The sequence below is a fragment of the Salinisphaera sp. Q1T1-3 genome (genome assembly GCF_003602005.1).
Taxonomy (GTDB): domain Bacteria; phylum Pseudomonadota; class Gammaproteobacteria; order Nevskiales; family Salinisphaeraceae; genus Salinisphaera.
In genome coordinates, this window is sequence record NZ_QZWD01000022.1 from 1 (window position 1) to 17,385 (window position 17,385).

General features: G+C 62.9%; 16 protein-coding genes. 3 read left to right on the top strand and 13 right to left on the bottom strand.

Translation table 11 applies throughout. The annotated features are described in order from the left end of the window. The 3 genes from D3260_RS18195 to D3260_RS15690 form a co-directional block, all read left to right on the top strand. A partial coding sequence (locus D3260_RS18195; protein WP_370456270.1) for an integrase core domain-containing protein occupies positions 1 to 116 on the top strand: 116 nt, incomplete at its 5' end. Positions 117 to 126: 10 nt separating this feature from the next. Further along, positions 127 to 1,017 (top strand): TIGR01777 family oxidoreductase, encoded by an 891-nt coding sequence (locus D3260_RS15685; protein WP_120099557.1) that lies wholly within the window; start codon positions 127 to 129, stop codon positions 1,015 to 1,017. A 13-nt stretch (positions 1,018 to 1,030) separates the two neighbouring features. Then, positions 1,031 to 2,464 carry an FAD-binding oxidoreductase gene (locus tag D3260_RS15690; RefSeq protein ID WP_120099558.1) on the top strand — a complete coding sequence of 478 codons (1,434 nt, stop codon included), beginning with the start codon at positions 1,031 to 1,033 and terminating at the stop codon, positions 2,462 to 2,464. 123 nt (positions 2,465 to 2,587) lie between these two features. On the opposite strand, the gene nuoN is transcribed toward D3260_RS15690, so the two are convergent. The 13 genes from nuoN to D3260_RS15755 are packed head-to-tail and all read right to left on the bottom strand — an operon-like array spanning position 2,588 to position 17,342. Then, the gene (gene nuoN, locus D3260_RS15695) at positions 2,588 to 4,051 is read right to left on the bottom strand and encodes an NADH-quinone oxidoreductase subunit NuoN (RefSeq protein WP_120099559.1); all 1,464 of its coding nucleotides are present in this window, start codon (positions 4,049 to 4,051) and stop codon (positions 2,588 to 2,590) included. 12 nt (positions 4,052 to 4,063) lie between these two features. Beyond that, positions 4,064 to 5,599, bottom strand: coding sequence for an NADH-quinone oxidoreductase subunit M (gene nuoM / locus D3260_RS15700; RefSeq protein WP_120099560.1), 1,536 nt, complete (start codon positions 5,597 to 5,599; stop codon positions 4,064 to 4,066). Between the two features lie 12 nt (positions 5,600 to 5,611). Continuing rightward, the gene (nuoL, locus tag D3260_RS15705; RefSeq protein WP_120099561.1) at positions 5,612 to 7,462 is read right to left on the bottom strand and encodes an NADH-quinone oxidoreductase subunit L; all 1,851 of its coding nucleotides are present in this window, start codon (positions 7,460 to 7,462) and stop codon (positions 5,612 to 5,614) included. Further along, positions 7,459 to 7,767 (bottom strand): NADH-quinone oxidoreductase subunit NuoK, encoded by a 309-nt coding sequence (gene nuoK / locus D3260_RS15710; RefSeq protein ID WP_120099562.1) that lies wholly within the window; start codon positions 7,765 to 7,767, stop codon positions 7,459 to 7,461. Before nuoK ends, nuoL begins: the two co-directional genes overlap by 4 nt. Next, positions 7,767 to 8,324: an NADH-quinone oxidoreductase subunit J gene (gene nuoJ / locus D3260_RS15715; RefSeq protein WP_120099563.1), complete on the bottom strand. Its 558-nt coding sequence runs from the start codon at positions 8,322 to 8,324 to the stop codon at positions 7,767 to 7,769. The genes nuoK and nuoJ overlap by 1 nt, the downstream gene beginning before the upstream one ends. A gap of 10 nt (positions 8,325 to 8,334) precedes the next feature. After that, positions 8,335 to 8,883 (bottom strand): NADH-quinone oxidoreductase subunit NuoI, encoded by a 549-nt coding sequence (gene nuoI / locus D3260_RS15720; protein ID WP_120099564.1) that lies wholly within the window; start codon positions 8,881 to 8,883, stop codon positions 8,335 to 8,337. Between the two features lie 57 nt (positions 8,884 to 8,940). Further along, positions 8,941 to 9,918, bottom strand: a complete 978-nt coding sequence (gene nuoH / locus D3260_RS15725; protein WP_120099565.1) for an NADH-quinone oxidoreductase subunit NuoH — start codon at positions 9,916 to 9,918, stop codon at positions 8,941 to 8,943. Continuing rightward, entirely contained in the window at positions 9,915 to 12,605 is a 2,691-nt protein-coding gene (nuoG, locus tag D3260_RS15730) for an NADH-quinone oxidoreductase subunit NuoG (protein ID WP_120099566.1), read from the bottom strand. The genes nuoH and nuoG overlap by 4 nt, the downstream gene beginning before the upstream one ends. 18 nt (positions 12,606 to 12,623) lie before the next feature. Further along, positions 12,624 to 13,943: an NADH-quinone oxidoreductase subunit NuoF gene (gene nuoF / locus D3260_RS15735; protein WP_120099567.1), complete on the bottom strand. Its 1,320-nt coding sequence runs from the start codon at positions 13,941 to 13,943 to the stop codon at positions 12,624 to 12,626. A gap of 19 nt (positions 13,944 to 13,962) precedes the next feature. Beyond that, entirely contained in the window at positions 13,963 to 14,430 is a 468-nt protein-coding gene (gene nuoE, locus D3260_RS15740) for an NADH-quinone oxidoreductase subunit NuoE (RefSeq protein ID WP_120099568.1), read from the bottom strand. After that, positions 14,430 to 16,178, bottom strand: a complete 1,749-nt coding sequence (nuoC, locus tag D3260_RS15745) for an NADH-quinone oxidoreductase subunit C/D (RefSeq protein ID WP_120099569.1) — start codon at positions 16,176 to 16,178, stop codon at positions 14,430 to 14,432. The genes nuoE and nuoC overlap by 1 nt, the downstream gene beginning before the upstream one ends. Positions 16,179 to 16,181: 3 nt before the next feature. Beyond that, complete coding sequence (locus D3260_RS15750) at positions 16,182 to 16,835, bottom strand: NADH-quinone oxidoreductase subunit B (protein WP_120099570.1); 654 nt, start codon at positions 16,833 to 16,835, stop codon at positions 16,182 to 16,184. A 33-nt stretch (positions 16,836 to 16,868) separates the two neighbouring features. Then, positions 16,869 to 17,342, bottom strand: coding sequence for an NADH-quinone oxidoreductase subunit A (locus D3260_RS15755; RefSeq protein WP_120099571.1), 474 nt, complete (start codon positions 17,340 to 17,342; stop codon positions 16,869 to 16,871). Positions 17,343 to 17,385 lie beyond the last annotated feature (43 nt).

Consider the following 17,385-nt stretch of genomic DNA (forward strand, 5'->3'; position numbering starts at 1 on the left):
TGCCGGCCTGGTTCGACGACTACAACAACACGCACCCGCACAAGGCGCTGAACATGCGCTCACCGCGGGAATTCAGACAGGCTCAGGCAAGTAAGAATGCGTGTCCGGTTTTATAGGGGCAACTCCATGAAGAAACTACTCATGACAGGCGGTACCGGCTTTGTCGGTCGCCATCTCATTCCGGTTCTACTCGACGACGGTTGGCAGATCGAAGTGCTGACACGAGACGCCGATCGCGCACGTCGGGTTCTGCCGGCCGATGTCACCCCGATCGAAACACTCGACTCAGCCACTCCGCCGCAGGCTATCGTCAACCTGGCCGGGGAGAATCTTGGCGACGGTCGTTGGACAGCAGCGCGCAAGCAGGAAATGCGTGATTCGCGTCTGTCGATCACCCGTAGGCTGGTTGCGTTCATTGCGGGAAGCAGTGTGAAGCCGGCTGTACTCGTCAGTGGGTCGGCCGTCGGATATTACGGCGCTCGCGGCGATGAGATTCTGGATGAATCCAGTGCCGCGAACGATGAATTCCAGTCCAAGCTGTGTGCGGACTGGGAGGCTGAAGCCCTGACCGCGCAGGACCACGGTGTGCGGGTGTGTCTCGTTCGGACCGGTGTCGTGCTCGGCGCAAACGACGGGGCGCTGGCGCAGATGGTCACGCCCTTCAAATTCGGACTTGGTGGGCGTTTCGGTTCCGGGGATCAATACATGCCCTGGATTCATATCGACGATGAGGTGGGGGCAATCCGGTTTCTTCTGTCGAACGAATCGGCCAGTGGCCCGTTCAACCTGACAGCGCCCGCACCGGTTACCAACCGTGTCTTCACCAAGACGCTGGGGCGTGTATTGAATCGCCCGGCGATCGCCTGGATCCCGGGACCGGCCTTGAAGCTGGCAGTGGGCGAAATGGCGCGTCTGTTATTGACCGGTCAGCGAGCGGTGCCGAAAGCGCTGGACGGGGCGGGCTACAGTTTCCGTTATACACAGCTTGAACCGGCACTCGCTGATCTGCTTGGCTAAAAAAGGGGAACCCATGGCGAATGCTGACCGTGCCGACTGGCACGCGGCGTTGTGCGCAATTGTTGGGCACACCCATGTGCTCGACAGTGACGACGAGGCCGCGCGCTCGTATCTCAAGGAATGGCGAGGTACGTTTTCGCCCGTTGCGCGTTGCATCGTTCGGCCCGAGTCCACCGAGCAGGTTGCTGCGGTTGTCCGCCTGGCTGCGGCGCATGATCTGTCGATCGTGCCGCAGTCTGGCAATACTGGCACTGTCGGTGGGACAGCGGCCGATGATGCCAACGGCCAGATCCTGCTCAACGTCGATCGCATGGAGGTCATCCGCGAAATCGACCCCGACAATGCGACGATGACGGTCGAAGCGGGTTGTACGTTGGGCAAGGCTCAACGTGCGGCTGCGGATGCCGGGTTCTATCTGCCGATTGCCCTGGCGTCGCGTGAGATGTGTTGTCTCGGTGGCAATCTGGGTAGCAATGCCGGCGGCCTTAACGTCATTCGGTACGGCAATACCAGAGACCAGGTGCTGGGCCTGGAAGTCGTCACTGCCGACGGACGCGTCTGGGACAACCTGAGCGGGCTTCGCAAGGATAACAGCGGTTACGATCTCAACGATCTGTTCGTTGGCTCGGAAGGGACTCTCGGCGTCATCACCGCGTGTGTGCTGGGCCTCGCGTCGCCGCCGCGTCAAAGGGCGGTCGCCTTCTGTGCGGTATCCGATGTCGAGGCTGCCGTACGTTTCCAGCGTCGAATCCGACAGGATACAGGGGATCAGGTCACCGGCTGCGAATTGATGTCGGCGCAGGCGCTGTCGTTGGCATTGGCCTACGCGCCTGACGCCGAATGCCCGATCGAGGCGTCGCAGGCCTGGTATCTGCTGATCGAGGTCGCGAGTGCCGCCCGCGGGCGTTGGCTGAGCGGGATTTTTGCCGAGGCGTTGACCGCCGGCCGCGACGCCGGTGAGATCACGGCATACGCCATCGCCGACGATGAACCCGGCATGGACGCATTATGGCACCTGCGTGAGTCAATTCCGCCGGCACAGAGCGCAGAAGGCGCTTCGATCAAGCACGATATTTCGTTGCCTGTGTCGCGCCTGCCGGCCTTCCTTCAGGTGGCGCTGCCGGATGTGGCGGCCGTGGTTCCGGGCATCCGACCCTGTGTATTCGGGCACGTCGGCGACGGCAATCTGCATTTCAACCTGACACGGCCCCAGGACATCACCGATGCGGATTTTCGTGAATACGAGGCCCATCTTCATCGCGTGGTGCACGATCATGTGGTGGCCATGCGAGGCTCCGTGGCTGCCGAGCACGGGGTGGGCCGCCTGAAAGTCGATGAAATTCAGCGCGTGAAATCGGCGGTTGAGATCGACATGCTGCGGGCCATCAAACGTGCGCTTGATCCGCATGGTCGGATGAATCCGGGCGCGGTCGTGCGTCTGACTTGAGCGGGGTCACAGGCTTTGGGCCGACAGCCCCAAAAGAAATATGGCCTCGGTTCACGCGGTGAACAGGTGCCAAAAAAAAGCCCGCTTTCGCGGGCTTTTTCGTGGGCTGCGGGCGTGGCGCCGTCAGGCGGGAATGACGATCCCGGCAGCCGATGCGAGCCAGATCAGCGGCGACGGATAGATGCCGATCAGGACGGTCAGGGCTGCCAGAAGCCAGATGATGAACTGGCCGTAACGCAGTCCGGGCGCATCGGCGACCAGTTCGCGGGCACTGGCCGGCCGATCCATGAACAGCACGGCCATCACACGTAGATAGTAGAACAGTGCGATGCCGCTGCCGATGATGATGGCGCCCGCCAGCCACCAGAGGCCGCTGGCCATGGCGACCGATAGGATGAAGAACTTGCCGATGAAACCCATCGTCAACGGGATTCCGGCCAGAGAGAGCATCATCAACGCCATCGAGACAGCCAGTACGGGGCGCTTGTAATACAGGCCGCGGAAATGGTCGATATGAGCCGCGTCCTTGCCCGAGAACGGACTGGATACGAGCGCGACGACGCCGAAGGCGCCGAGACTCGTGCCGACATAGGTCGCCAGATAGATCGCCACGGCCTCGATGGACAGCGGCGCACCGGCCACGATCGCGGTCATCAGATAACCGATGTGGGCGATCGAGGAATATCCGAGGATGCGTTTGACGTTGTCCTGACGCAGAGCGAGCAGGTTGCCGACCAGCATCGAGACGACCGCGATCACGCCGATCAGGAAGATCAGCCAGGTGTTGTCGGTCACCGGTGAGACAACGAAGAAACGCAGCAGCACGGCGAACACGGCGGTCTTGCTGACGGTGGCCAAGAACGCGCCCACCGGTGCCGGGGCCCCTTCGTACACATCCGGTGTCCAGATATGAAACGGCACGAGCGAGAGCTTGAACATCAGGGCGACGAGCATCATGCCGACGCCCATCAGCAGCCAGGCATCGCTGCTGGTGCCCAGACCGGCGGCCGCGGCCACTGACAGGCTGTGGTAGGTCAGCTGGCCCGAGGCGGCGTAGAGCAGTGCCATGCCGAACAGCAGGAACGCCGAGGCCGCGCCCGAGAGAATCAGGTACTTGAAGGCGGCTTCGAGTGCAGCACGCGTGCGGAAGGTGTAGGCGATCATGCCGTAAAGCGGGATCGACAACAGCTCCAGTCCGATGAACAGGCCGGCGAAATGGCGGCTGGCGATGAGCGCCATGGCGCCGAGAACCGACGTGACGAGCAGGATGTAGAACTCGTCTCGTCGGTCCTCGAACCCGGCGAGATACGGACGGGCGAAGGTGCTGCCCGCCAGACCGGCGATGAGGACCACGGCCCAGAAGAACAGGGCATAGGGGTCGACTTCGAAAAGCGGCCCGACCGCGATCGGCGCGAAAGCCACGAGGCCGATCAGCGATAGCAGGCTCAGGTTCAGCCCGACCACGGTCACGGCATGCGTGACGCGCGGATCCCGCTTGATCGTGACGGCAAGAAACTGCGCCAGAATCGTGATTGCTACGAAGATCGTCGGCAGTGCGCCGAGGACTTGGTTCCAGGTGTCGTTCATGTCGGCTATCGCTTAACTTGCCTGCGACGCGGCGATCACGCCCGCGGCGAACCAGTGAGAGATGTCGTTCATCGTGCCCTGTGTGACCGAGAGCACCGTGTTCGGGAACAACCCGACGATGAGCGTGATGACGACGAGAGCCATCATGATCGCGTACTCGCGAGCACGCATGCGGGCGATCGTCTCCTGACCCTGCGGCGTGCCCCAGTAGACCCGGTGCATCAGATACAGCGCGTAGACGGCAGCCAGGATCATGCCGCCGGAGGCGACGACGACAACCCACGGCATCACGCTGAAGGCCCCGAAGAGGATCAGGAACTCGCCGATGAAGTTGGCCGTCGCCGGCATGCCGAGCGAGGCCACGACAAAGATCAGCGCGAAGCCGGGCAGGGCACCGAGCCGTCCGAACAGGCCGCCGAGCTGACGCATGTCACGCGTGCCCATGCGCTCGTAGAGCTGGCCGGCCAGTATGAACAGTGCCGCGGTGGAGATGGCCGAGGCCACCACTTGCACGATCACGCCCTGGAGGGCGAGGAACGTACCGGCATACAGGCCGATCATCACGAAGCCCATGTGCGAGATGCTCGAGTACGAGATCAGACGCTTCATGTCGTTCTGGGCGAACGCCATGACCGCGCCGTAGTAGATCGAGATCAGGCCGAGCGCGATGGCGAACGGCGCAAACTGTGCCGAGGCTTCGGGGAATAGCGGCAGGGTGAAACGCAACAGGCCGTAGGCTGCTGTCTTGACCAGGATGCCGGACAGATCGGCAGCGCCCGACGAGGGCGAATTGGCCTGGGTATCGGCCAGCCAACCGTGGAAGGGCACGCTGGGCAGCTTCACCGCGAAGGCGATGAAGAAGCCCAGCATCAGCACGAATCCGAAGGTACCGGAGACATGCGCGCCGAGCAGCTGGTTGTAGTCGAAGGTCAGGATGCCGGTTTCGCTGTAGTAGGCGAAGACCAGACCGAGAATGGCCGCCAGCATCAACAGACCTGATGTCTGGGTATAGATGAAGAATTTGATGGCTGCCCGCATGTGGGCGCCGCGGTCGTATTCCTCATGCCCCCACAGGGCGATCAGGAAATACATGGGGATCAGCATCAGTTCCCAGAAGAAGAAGTACAGGAATAGATCGATCGCCAGGAAAATGCCAATGACGCCGCCGAGCGTCCACAGCAGGTTGGCGTGGAACAGCCCGACCCGGGACCGTACCGAGGACCACGAGGCCGCGATTGCCAGCATGCCGAGCACGCTGGCGAGCATCACCATGATCAACGACAGCCCGTCGAGACCCAGATGGAAGGCGATGCCGAATTGCTGGATCCACGGCACGCTGAGCTCGCGGTTCCAGTCCGGCGAGGCCGACAGATGCGACGGCAGGCTGAAGTCGCCGCCGAACCACAGGCTGAGTGCCGGAAGGAACACCAGCGCCATGCTCGCCAGGGCGATCCAGCGCGCAGCATTGCTGTCGGGATTGCGGCGGCTGACGAACCAGCATGCCAGGCCGCCGATGAAGGGGATGAATAATAGCCAGCAGAGGAGCATCGATCGTCCTTCTTATCCGAACATCAACAGCGCCAGAAGCACCGCGGCGCCGGCGAACATGACCATGGTGTAAGTGCGTACGCGCCCGGTCTGGCCGACCGTGAGGCCCGTGTTGAGTGCCGAGGCGAGCCCCGGAATCACGTTGACCACGGCCTCGATCCAGTCGCGACGATGAGCGCGCGTGACGGCGAGATAGGGTTTGACGAACACCCGGTCATAGAGCGCATCGAAACCGAGTGCGTTGTGGAAGAACTGCCACGCCTCGGCGCCGCGTCCCTTCGCGACGCTCTTCGTGATGAAGTCACGCTTGCCCAGATAGAGCGCCATGGCCACGGCCAGGCCGCCCAGTGCCACGAGGCTGGAGACGACTTCGAAGAACAGTTCGATCCACGGATGGCCTTCGACCACGCCGGACGGCAGCACGCCGGCCAGCGGCTGGCCGATCAAAGCGCCGATGAACGTCGACAACACGGCCAGTACGGCCAGAGGCACGTGATGGGCGAGCCCGCGACCGGCATGCGCTTCGGTCTTCTGTTCGCCATGGAAGACGATGAAGATCAGGCGGAAGGTGTACACGGAGGTGATGAAGGCGCCGATGATCGAGAACAGCCACAGCACCGCGTGGCCGTTGGCCAGCGACAGCCAGATGATGGCGTCCTTCGAGTAGAAGCCGGCCGTGACGAGCGGCAAGGCAGACAGTGCCGCGCCGCCGATCACGAACATCCAGTAATCAAAGGGCAGCTTCTTGCGGAGACCGCCCATCTTGAAGATGTTCTGCTCGTGATGGCAGGCGATGATGACCGAGCCGGCGGTCAAGAACAGCAATGACTTGAAGAACGCATGGATCATCAGATGGAAGATCGCCGCATGCCAGGCGCCGACGCCGAGCGCCAGGAACATGTAGCCGATCTGGCTCATGGTCGAGTAGGCGATCGCACGCTTGATGTCGGTCTGGGCCAGGGCCGCGAAGCCGGCGATCAACAGCGTGACGGCACCGATGATGCCGACCAGTTCATGGATGCCGGGGGCCAGCAGGAAGATGCCGTAGGTGCGGGCGATCAGATACACGCCCGCGGTGACCATTGTCGCGGCGTGAATGAGTGCGGAGACCGGGGTCGGGCCGGCCATGGCGTCCGCGAGCCACGTCTGCAGCGGGAGCTGGGCGGACTTGCCGCACGCACCCAGCAGCAGCATCAGTGCGGCGATATCGGCCAGCGTATCGCCTTCGCTCCAGACCTGCGGCGCGAGATGCAGGATCGCCTGGATGTTGAGCGTACCGAATACGGCGTAGAGCAGGAACAGACCGATCGCGAGGAAGACATCACCGATGCGGGTGATCAGAAAGGCCTTGAAGGCGGCCCAGGCGTTGGCCGGCGTCTCGTAGTAGTAGCCGATCAGCAGATAGCTGCACAGACCGACACCTTCCCAGCCCAGATACAGCAGCAGCAGGTTATCACCGAGCACCAGCAGCAACATCGCCACGATGAACAGGTTCATGTAGGCGAAGAACCGCGCCATGCCCGGCTTGCCTTCCAGGTCGTGGACCATGTACCAGGCGGCGAACAGGTGGATCAGAAAGCCCACACCCGTGATCACGCCCATCATGGTGATCGACAGGCCGTCGAGATACAGCCCGAAATCGACCTGGAAGTCGCCGACCGAGATCCACTGCCACAGCGTGGTGATGTACGGGAACCCGCCGGACCAGAACCAGAACAGGGCGACAAACGCCGTGCTCAGCGCCGACAGGCCCACCGAGGCCGCGCCGATGGTCCGAGCGGTGCCGTCGGCCATGCGCGGGAACAGGCTCAGCGAGATGGCGCCAAGCAGCGGAAAGATCAATGTAAAGACTAGAAGACTCATCCGTGCATCTCGCTCGCTGCGTCGATGTCGATGGTGCGGAACCGTTTCTGGAGCTGGAGCAGCAGCCCGAGGCCGATCGCGGCCTCCGCGGCCGCGACCGTGATGATCAGAATGAACATCACGTTACCGTCGGCCGCCTGCCACTGCGCGCCGGCGACGATGAACGCCAGGCCGGCCGCATTCATCATGATCTCGAGACACATCAGGATGAACAGGGTGTTGCGGCGGATCACAAGGCCCGCAAAGCCCATGAGAAACAGCAATGCGGCTAGGCCGATGCCGTAGGAAATGGGTAGTCCCGTCATCAATGGTCTCCCGGATGATTGGTCACGCGTTCACCGTGTTCGGCGCCTTCTGCGGCCAGATCACGATCTTCCCGGCCGATATGTGCGGCCACAGCCAGCGCGGCGAGCAACAGGAAGGCCGAGAGTTCGACGACCACCACATACGGGCCGAACAGCGCCATGCCGACTTCGTTGGCCGACAGCTCGGTGCCGACGATGCGACCGCTCGCCGGGCTGCCCGTGACCAGCGCCCAGATCATGGCCAGCAGCAACAGGCCCGCCGCGATCGACGGACCGGTCCACAGCTGCGGCCGCATCCAGCTCTTTTCGCGCGCCACAGTCTCGTTGTTGAGGTTGAGCATCATGACCACGAACAGGAAAAGCACCATGATCGCGCCGGCATAGACCACGACTTCCAGGGTCGCGGCAAAGGCCGCGCCCAGTGCATAGAAGTCCACGGCGAGCGCCAGCATCGACATGATGAGATAGAGCAGGGCATGTACCGGGTTCGCACAGGTGATCACCCGCAGCGTGGTCGCGAGCGCGATGATGCCTGCCAGAAAGAAGGTGAATTCCACGATGATCCTCTTACGGCAGCAGTGTCTTGATATCGACGGGCTTGGCTTCGTTTTCGGCCTCGCCCTTGTCCTTGCCACCGACTGCCATGCCGGCGACGCGGTAGAAGTTGTAGCCCGGACGCTTGCCGACGCCGGAGATCAGCAGATCGGACTTTTCATAGACCATGTTCTGACGATCGAACTCGCCCATCTCGAAATCGGGCGTGAGCTGGATCGCGTAGGTCGGACAGGCGTCTTCGCAGAAGCCGCAATAGATGCAGCGCGAGAAGTTGATGCGAAAGGTCTCGGGATACCAGCGCCCGGTTTCGTCTTCGGTCTTGACCACGCTGATGCAGTCGACGGGGCAGGCCACCGAACACAGGTTGCAGGCCACACACCGCTCGGCGCCGTCCGGATCGCGGGTAAGCACGATACGGCCGCGATAACGCGGTGGCAGGTAGGGCTTTTCCTCCGGGTACAGGATCGTGTCCCGCTTGCGGAAGGTATGCATGAACGTCATGCCGATCGTGCGCAGCACGCTCGACGTGGCGGAGAAAGCGTTTTGTGCGGCGTTTTTCATAAACGACTCGATGACGACTCGCAAGCGGACTGCCCGGCCGGCCGGGCAGTTCCCGGGTTAACTCTGTGCGACGACGATGGCGCCGGTGATGGCGACATTCAGAAGCGCGATCGGCAACAGCACCTTCCAGCCAAAGGCCATGAGCTGGTCATACCGCGGGCGCACGGTGGCCGCGCGCAGCAGGATGAAGAAGCACATGAAGAAGAAGGCCTTCAGGAAGAACCAGACGAAGCCCGGCAGCACAGGGCCGAGCCAGCCGCCGAAGAACAGCACGGTCACCAGGCAGGAGATCAGCACGATGCCGAGATACTCCCCGACGAAGAACATGCCGAACTTCATGCCCGAATACTCGGTGTGATAGCCGGCAGTGAGTTCCTGCTCGGCCTCGGGCAGATCGAACGGCGCACGGTGAATCTCGGCACAGCCGGCGATGAAGAAGATCACGAATGCCGGGAACTGCGGGATCACGTTCCACATGCCGCGCTGGGACTCGACGATGTCGCCCAGGTTGAAGCTGCCGGCCAGCAACACGACGCCGAGCAGCGACAGACCCATGAAGACTTCATAAGAAATCATCTGCGCGGCGGTACGCATCGCGCCGAGCAGGGCGTATTTGTTGTCCGAAGCCCAGCCGGCGAAGATCACCGAATACACACCGAGCGAACTCATCGCCAGCAGGAACAGTACGCCGACGTTGAGGTTGGCGATCGTCCAGGTGGGGGAGAACGGGATCACGGCAAACGCCAGAAGCGACGTCAGCATGATGATGGCCGGGGCCACGACGAAGATGAACTTGTCGGCGAACGGCGGGATCCAGTCTTCCTTGAAGAAGATCTTGATCATGTCGGCGGCGACCTGGAGCGACCCGAAGGGCCCGACCCGGTTCGGCCCGTAGCGATCCTGCCAGAGTCCGAGCAGGCGACGCTCGATCGGGATCATCAGAGCCGCCATGATGACGGCGCCCAGCAGAATCACGATCGTCTTGACGGCAGTGCCGACGATGCCAAGCACGTCGGCGTCGGTGAATTCCATCATTCGGGCTTAACTCCCACGGGCAGGCGCAGACCACAGACACCGTGCATGCCCACCGGCACACTGATCGTCTGTTTCGGCAGGGACGGGTCGACGGCCAGCGGGAAGCGATGCGTCTCGCCATCGATGCGCAGTTCGAGCGTCTCGCCGGGGGTGACGCCGAGTGTCTTCGCGCCGTCGGCGTTGACACGGAATTCGGCGGCCGGCATGCGCTCGGCGATCGCCGGAGCGCGCGCCGACTGCGATTCGCTGCCGAAGATGTGATACGCCGGTACGACCTGCCAGCCGTCGACGGCATGGACCTCGGCCGCGATGAAGTCCGGCGTACTGTCGCCGTTCTTGCGGACCAGATGCACCCCGGGGTCGCCCCCCTTGAGCGGGCCACCAACCTCGTCCTGGAAACGCGTGATGGCGGCCTGGTTGGAATCCCAGCCGGGCGACCAGGCATAGGCCAGCGTCGACGGCGGCTGCGATTCGCCGTAATAGCCTTCCATGGAGTAGGACAGCGGGCTATCGGCATCGACCGTCGGTCGACGCTCGCGCACGTCAACGTTGGCATACATCGCGGTGCGGCCCGAGAACCGATGCGGGCTACGCGGGAAGCGCATGCCGAACTTGCGGAACGACTGGCTCGGTGCCGCCTCCTCGATGCCGGCCAGTTGCGGGCAGTCGGCGACAATCTTGGCGATCAGATCGTCCATGCCCTGCCATTCGGGCTTGTGCCCGGCGACCTCGGCCAGATCCGCAGCCCAGCGCCAGCCTTCCTGCATCGGCGCATCGGGGATGAAAACCTGGAAGAAGCGCTGGGCACGGCCTTCATTGTTGACCAGCGTGCCGTCGGCCTCGGCGAAACTGCCGGCCGGCAACACATGGGTGGCTTCGCCGACGGTACGCGTGAAACTGTGATCGAGCACGACCACGTTCTTGGCCTGCTTGATGACCGCATCCACGCGCGACTTCGGGGCCCGCTCGTAGAGACAGTTCTGCATCACGACGAGTGTGTCGGCGGCGCCACTTTCGATGGACTCGAACGCGGTTTCTACGTCGTTGCCACCCAGCATCGCCAAGCCGAGGCTGTTGGCCTCGGCGAACGTGACGAACAGGCGAGCGGCCTCGTTGATCGCACTCAGCGCCTGCATGGCGTTGTTGGCGGCGTTGATGATCGCCGGGTCGCCAAGGCTCGTACCGGCGATGATCAACGGCTTCTTCGCGCTCTTGAGGGTCGTGGCAATGGCATCGACCAGCGCCTGCGTGTCCTTATCGAGCTGCTTGACCGCCGGCGCGGTGTTGTCGAGCGCATGGGCGACGGCGAAGCCGAGCTCGGCGATCGCGTCGGGGCGCAGACGCTGAGGCGACATGACGATATCGTCCAGACGCGTGGCCTGGGTCGTCGCCGAGAATATCGGGCTGTTGTTGTACTGGCCGATATCACGTACGGCGCGGGCATGCCATTTCGGAATCTTGTTGGCCGCCGCGTATTCCAGGTGCTTGTTGCGCCGCGCCTGGCGCAATGACAGGGCCACGCGCGCTGCGGTTTGCGTGAGGTCTTCACCGAGGATCAGCACCGCATCGCAGGACTCGATCTCGCGCAGCGTGGCCAGACGGTCGGCGTGGCTCTGCAGCGCCGCCAGACCGGCTTGGCTCGCGCGCTGATTGTGACCTGCCATGCCCGTGGCGAAATGTTCGGCGCCGACCAGATGTCGCAGGGCGAAGTTGTCCTCCAGCGAGGCACGGGGCGAGCCGATGCCGACCACGCCCTGGGCATTGGCGAACACATCGGTCATGACGTCGTGCATGACGTCCATTTCGCGCGGCTCGAGCACGCCGTCGGCGTTGCGAACCAGCGGCTGGCGGGGCCGATCCTCGCGGTTGACGAAGCCGGCGCCGAACCGACCGCGGTCGCACAGGAAATAGTGGTTGATTTCGCCGTGGTAACGGTTCTGGATGCGCTTGAGGATGCCCTGACGAGAGCCGGGGCTGGTATTGCAGCCCAGCGAGCAGTGGCCGCAGATACCGGGCGCGTTCTGCATGTCCCACTTGCGGTTGTAGTGGGCGCCGAGCGTCTTGTCGGTGAACACGCCGGTCGGGCAGACCTCGACGAGGTTGCCGGAGAACTCGTTGTCGAACGCGCCGTCGGACTCGCGACCGAAGTACACGTTGTTGTGCGAACCGAGCGCGCGCAGGTCGTCGCCGTCGGCGTAGTCACGGTAATAGCGCACGCAGCGATAGCAGGCGATGCAGCGGTTCATCTCGTGATTGATGAACGGGCCGAGATCCTGGTTCGTGTGCGTACGCTTGGCGCCGCGATAGCGACGCTGCGTGTGACCGGTCATCAGCGTCATGTCCTGCAGATGACACTCACCGCCTTCCTCGCAGACCGGGCAGTCGTGCGGGTGGTTGGTCATCAGCCATTCAATGACCTGCGCCCGCATTTCGGCGGCTTGCTCGTCATCGATCTCGAAGCGGCCGCCATCCGAGCAGGGCGTCATGCAGGCCATGACGATCATGCCCTGTTCGTCCTCGTCGTTGCGATACGACTTGACGGCACACTGCCGGCAGGCGCCGACGCTGTGCAGCTCGGGGTGCCAGCAGAAATAGGGCAGGTCGAAGCCCTTGGACAGGGCCACGGCCAGCAGATTCTCGGTGTCGTCGACGTCGAATTTCTGGCCGTCGATCGTGATTGTTGCCATGACTAAACCGTGCGCTGTCTAGAGAGGATTGGCATTGGCCGATTCGGTGAGCGACAACGTCTTCGCGTCATCGGGAATCAGAGCTGCCAGTTCTTCGCGGTAGTACTTCAGGCCGGCCTCGAGCGGGCCCATCGCGCCGGGCGCGTGGGCACAGAAGGTCTTGCCGGGGCCGAGCAGTTTGACGTGCAGATCGAGCAGCTCGATGTCGCCCGGCTGCCCGCGACCCTCCTCGAGTCCGATGAGCATCTTCTCCACCCAGGGCAGGCCGTCGCGGCACGGCGTACACCAGCCGCAGGACTCCTGAGCATAGAAATGTTCGAGATTTTTGAGCACCCCGACGATCGGCGTCTGGTCGTCGAAGACGATCATGGTCGCGGTGCCGAGCCGGCTGCCGGCGGCGCCGACGCCGTCGTAATCCATCGGCGTGTCGAGATGCTCGGGGGTGAGAAACGGCGTCGAGCCGCCGCCCGGCAGCAGGCCCTTGAGCTGGCGACCGTGGCGAATGCCGCCGAAGTGCTCCAGCACATCGCCAAGCTTCACGCCGAGCGGGAACTCGGCCAGGCCCGGCTTGGCAACGTGGCCGGAGGCGCCGAACAATTTCGTGCCGCCGTCCTTGTTCAGGCCAAGACCCTTGTACCACTCGGCGCCGTTTTTGACGATGTGGGGCACGTTGCAGATGGTCTCGACGTTGTTGACCGTCGTGGGCTGGCCGAACAGGCCGGACGCTGCGGGAAACGGCGGCTTGTGGCGCGGTACCGCGCGCCGGCCTTCGAGCGCCGACAGCAGGGCGGATTCCTCGCCACAGATGTAGCGTCCGGCACTCATGTGCAGATAGAGCTGCAGATTAAAGCCGGAGCCCAGGATATCCTTGCCGAGGAAGCCTTTTTCGTGCGCTTCGTCGATCGCACGCTGCAACCGGCGCTGGCACTCGACGTATTCGCCGCGGATGAACACGTAGGCGATGTCGGCGCCGATGGCATAGGCCGCGATGATCATGCCCTCGATCAGCTGGTGCGGATCGCCTTCCATGATCATCCGGTCCTTGAAGGTGCCGGGCTCCATCTCGTCGGCGTTGACCACGAGATAGACGTGCGCGGGGCGCTCGTCCGGGCGCTCCTCAAAGCGGGGCATGAAGGACCACTTGACGCCGGTCGGGAAACCCGCGCCGCCGCGGCCGCGCAATCCGGCTTCCTTGATCAACGGGCCGACTTCGGTCGGGCCGAAATCGGACAGTGCCGTTTTCAGTGCCTCGTAACCGCCCTCGGCCATGTAATCGTCGATGAAGACCGGCGAGCGGTCGGGACGAATGCGCTGGGTCAGTACTTTCGTCTCTTCCATTGCTTGTTCTCCGCGAGCCTTACTTGTACTCGGTCAGAATGGCGTCGATGCGTTCAGGCGTCAGATCACCGTGGTAATCCTCGCCGACGCGCATGGCCGGGCCGCGGTCGCAGTTACCGAGACAGCAGATCGGCAATAGCGTGAAACGCCCGTCTTCGGTGGTGCCGCCGAAATCGATACCAAGGCTCGATTTCAGGTGATCCCGCGCTTCCTCGTAACCTGTCAGATAGCACGAGATCGAATCACAAAGCATGATCACGTGTCGGCCCACGGGCTGGCGGAAGATCAGGTTGTAGAACGTGGCGACCGCTTCCATCTGCGTCGGGGTGACGCCCACGACCTTGGCCGCGGCGGCCATGGCTTCGTCGGAGACCCAGCCGCGGTGCTCCTGTACAACCTTGAGGGCCTCGATGGTGGCGGCACCCGAGTCCTCGTAGAGGGACATCTCGTGCTGGATGGCCTCGATTTCGCCTTGGCTGAGTTCCATTATCGATCCACGTCTGCCATTACAAAGTCGATGGAACCGATGATCGCGACCAGATCGGCCACCAGGCCGCCTTGCGAGATCAGCGGAATTTGCTGCAGATGCGCAAAGCTCGGCGTGCGAATGCGCGTGCGATAGCTCATCGTGTTCTTGTCGGAGATCGAGTAGTAGCTGTTCAGCCCCTTGGTCGCCTCGATCATCGTCGCCGACTCCATGGCCGGTACCACCGGGCCCCAGCTCACGGTCAGAAAGTGCGCGATCAGGGTCTCGATGTCGTGCATCGTGCGTTCCTTGACCGGCGGTGTGGTCAGGGAATGATCCGACTTGTACGGGCCCTCCGGCATGTTCTTCATGCACTGCTCGATGATGCGGCAGCTCTGGAACATCTCCTCGATGCGCACGTCGAGCCGGTCGAGACAGTCGCCGGCGGCCCCGGTCGGCACTTCGAAGTCGTAGTTCTCGTACCCGGAGTAGGGGCGGTCGCGTCGCAGGTCGAAGTCGAAACCGGTGGCACGCAGCCCCGGGCCGGTGATGCCCCAGTCGATGGCTTCATCCTGCGAGTAGGCACCGATGTGCTTGGAGCGCTCGACCAGCATGCTGTTGCGCGCCATCGCCTTCTTGTACTCGGCCAGGCGCTTGGGGAACCAGTCGAGGAATTCCTTGACCTTGCGATCCCAGCCGCGCGGCAGATCCATGGCCAGGCCGCCGATGCGGAAGAAGGCGGGATGCATACGAAAGCCACAGATGGCCTCGATGACGTCGTAGGCCTTCTGGCGATCCGAAAACATCCAGAAGATCGGGCTCATCGCGCCGATGTCCTGCACGTAGGTGCCAAAGAACATCAGATGACTGGTGATGCGGAAGAACTCCGACAGCATCACCCGAACGCACTTGACCCGTTCCGGGACCTGAATCCCCAGAACATGCTCGATGTTCATCACATAGGGCAGCTCGTTCATCACGCCGCCCAGGTAATCGACCCGGTCCGTGTAGGGGATATAGGTGTGCCAGGACTGGCGTTCCGCCATCTTCTCGGCACCGCGGTGGTGGTAACCGATATCCGGCACCGCGCCCACGATCTCCTCGCCGTCGAGCTGCAGCACGATACGGAAGACGCCGTGAACCGAGGGATGGTTCGGGCCCATGTTGAGGAACATGAACTCGTTGTCCTCGGACTGGCGCGCCATGCCCCAATCCTCGGGCTTGAACTGCAGGGCATCTTCCTCGATGTCCTGGCGTTTCGGGTCCAGATGCAGCGGCTCGAACTCGGTTGCTCGCGCCGAGTGATCCTTGCGCAGCGGATGCCCCTGCCAGGTCGGCGGCATCATGATACGGCGCAGGTTCGGGTGCCCGTCGAAGGTCACGCCGAACATGTCCCAGACTTCGCGCTCGTACCAGTTCGCGTTCGGCCAGACGCCTGTCGCCGTCGGCGTATTCAGATCGCCTTCGGCGAGGGCGACTTTAAGCCGGATTTCGGCAACCGGCTTGAGACTCAGCAGATGGTAGACGACCGTGAAATCGGATGCCGGCTGCCCGCGACGGAACTGACGGGCGCGCTCGTCGATCGCGGTCAGGTCGTAGAGCATCCGGTAGGCCGGGCTTGTGTCCTGGCGCAGATACTTCAGGACCTCGATGATCCTGTCGCGCCCCACCCAGAAGGTCGGGGTGCCATCGGCGGTGATCTGCGGGACGAGCGTGTCCTGGCCGAACCGGTCGGCGAGCTGCTGCTGAATATCGACGGTATCGAGCACGAATTACACCTCGTCCGGGGTGCGGAGCGTCGTCGTGGTCAGCCGGTCGGCGCGCTTGCTGTCACGCTGCGACAGTTTCGGCATTTTGGTCACGCCCTGCGGGCCGATCATCCACGACAGCGGGCGTTTTTCGGATGAAATCGATTCCTGCAACAGCAAAAGGCCTTCGAGGAAAGCTTCCGGCCGCGGCGGGCAACCCGATACGTAGACGTCCACCGGAATGAACTTGTCCACGCCCTGGACGACGGAATAGATGTCGTACATGCCGCCGGAATTGGCACACGACCCCATTGAAATGACCCAGCGCGGTTCCATCATCTGTTCGTACAGACGTTGGATCACGGGTGCCATCTTCAGAAAACAGGTGCCGGCAACGACCATGACATCCGACTGACGCGGCGTGGCGCGGATCACCTCCGAGCCGAAACGTGCCATGTCGTGCGGCGCGGTCAGGGCAGTGGCCATCTCGACATAGCAGCAGGACAGCCCGAAGTTGAACGGCCAGAGCGAGTTCTTGCGGCCCCAGGCGATCATATCGTCGAGCTTCGCAGTGACCACGTTGCGGGCCATCGCGTCCTCGATGGTGCCGCCGTCGTCGCCGGGCGTGCCCGAGCCGGGAGTGGGTTTGGAGTCAACGCTGGTAAGTGACCAAGCCATGGCTTGCTACCGTTTGATGCAAATTTAGTGGCGTTACGAGCCCATGGGAACGTCGTTTTCGGCGTTCTCGCTGGGCAGATTGCGACGCTTGTTACTTTCGATGGCGGCCAGCCGGAACTGGCGGGGCGCACGCGGCGACCAGTCGAGCGCGCCGATACGCCAGGCATAGGCAAGCCCGAGCGCGAGATCGAAGAGGAAGGTCAGCAGCGCTTCGTAGCCGGTCCAGCCGAGCTCCGGTGCCGCGATGGCCCAAGAAAATATGAAGACCACTTCCAGATCGAACAGAACGAAGATAATCGCCACCAGATAGAATTTGGCGGAGAACTTCATCCGGGCGTCGCCGGTCGGTTTGATGCCTGACTCGTATGGCTGATTGCCCAGGCGCTCGTCGTGTCGGCCGCCCAGCATGTAGGACAGACCGAGCATCAATGAGACGAGGCCGAGTGCAGCGACGAGGAACAGGATCAGCGGCCAAATCACGACGGCGTGTTGCGCAGCGGGTTCCATAGCTGTCTCTATCATACGCGACGCCCGCGCACTGGATGCAGCG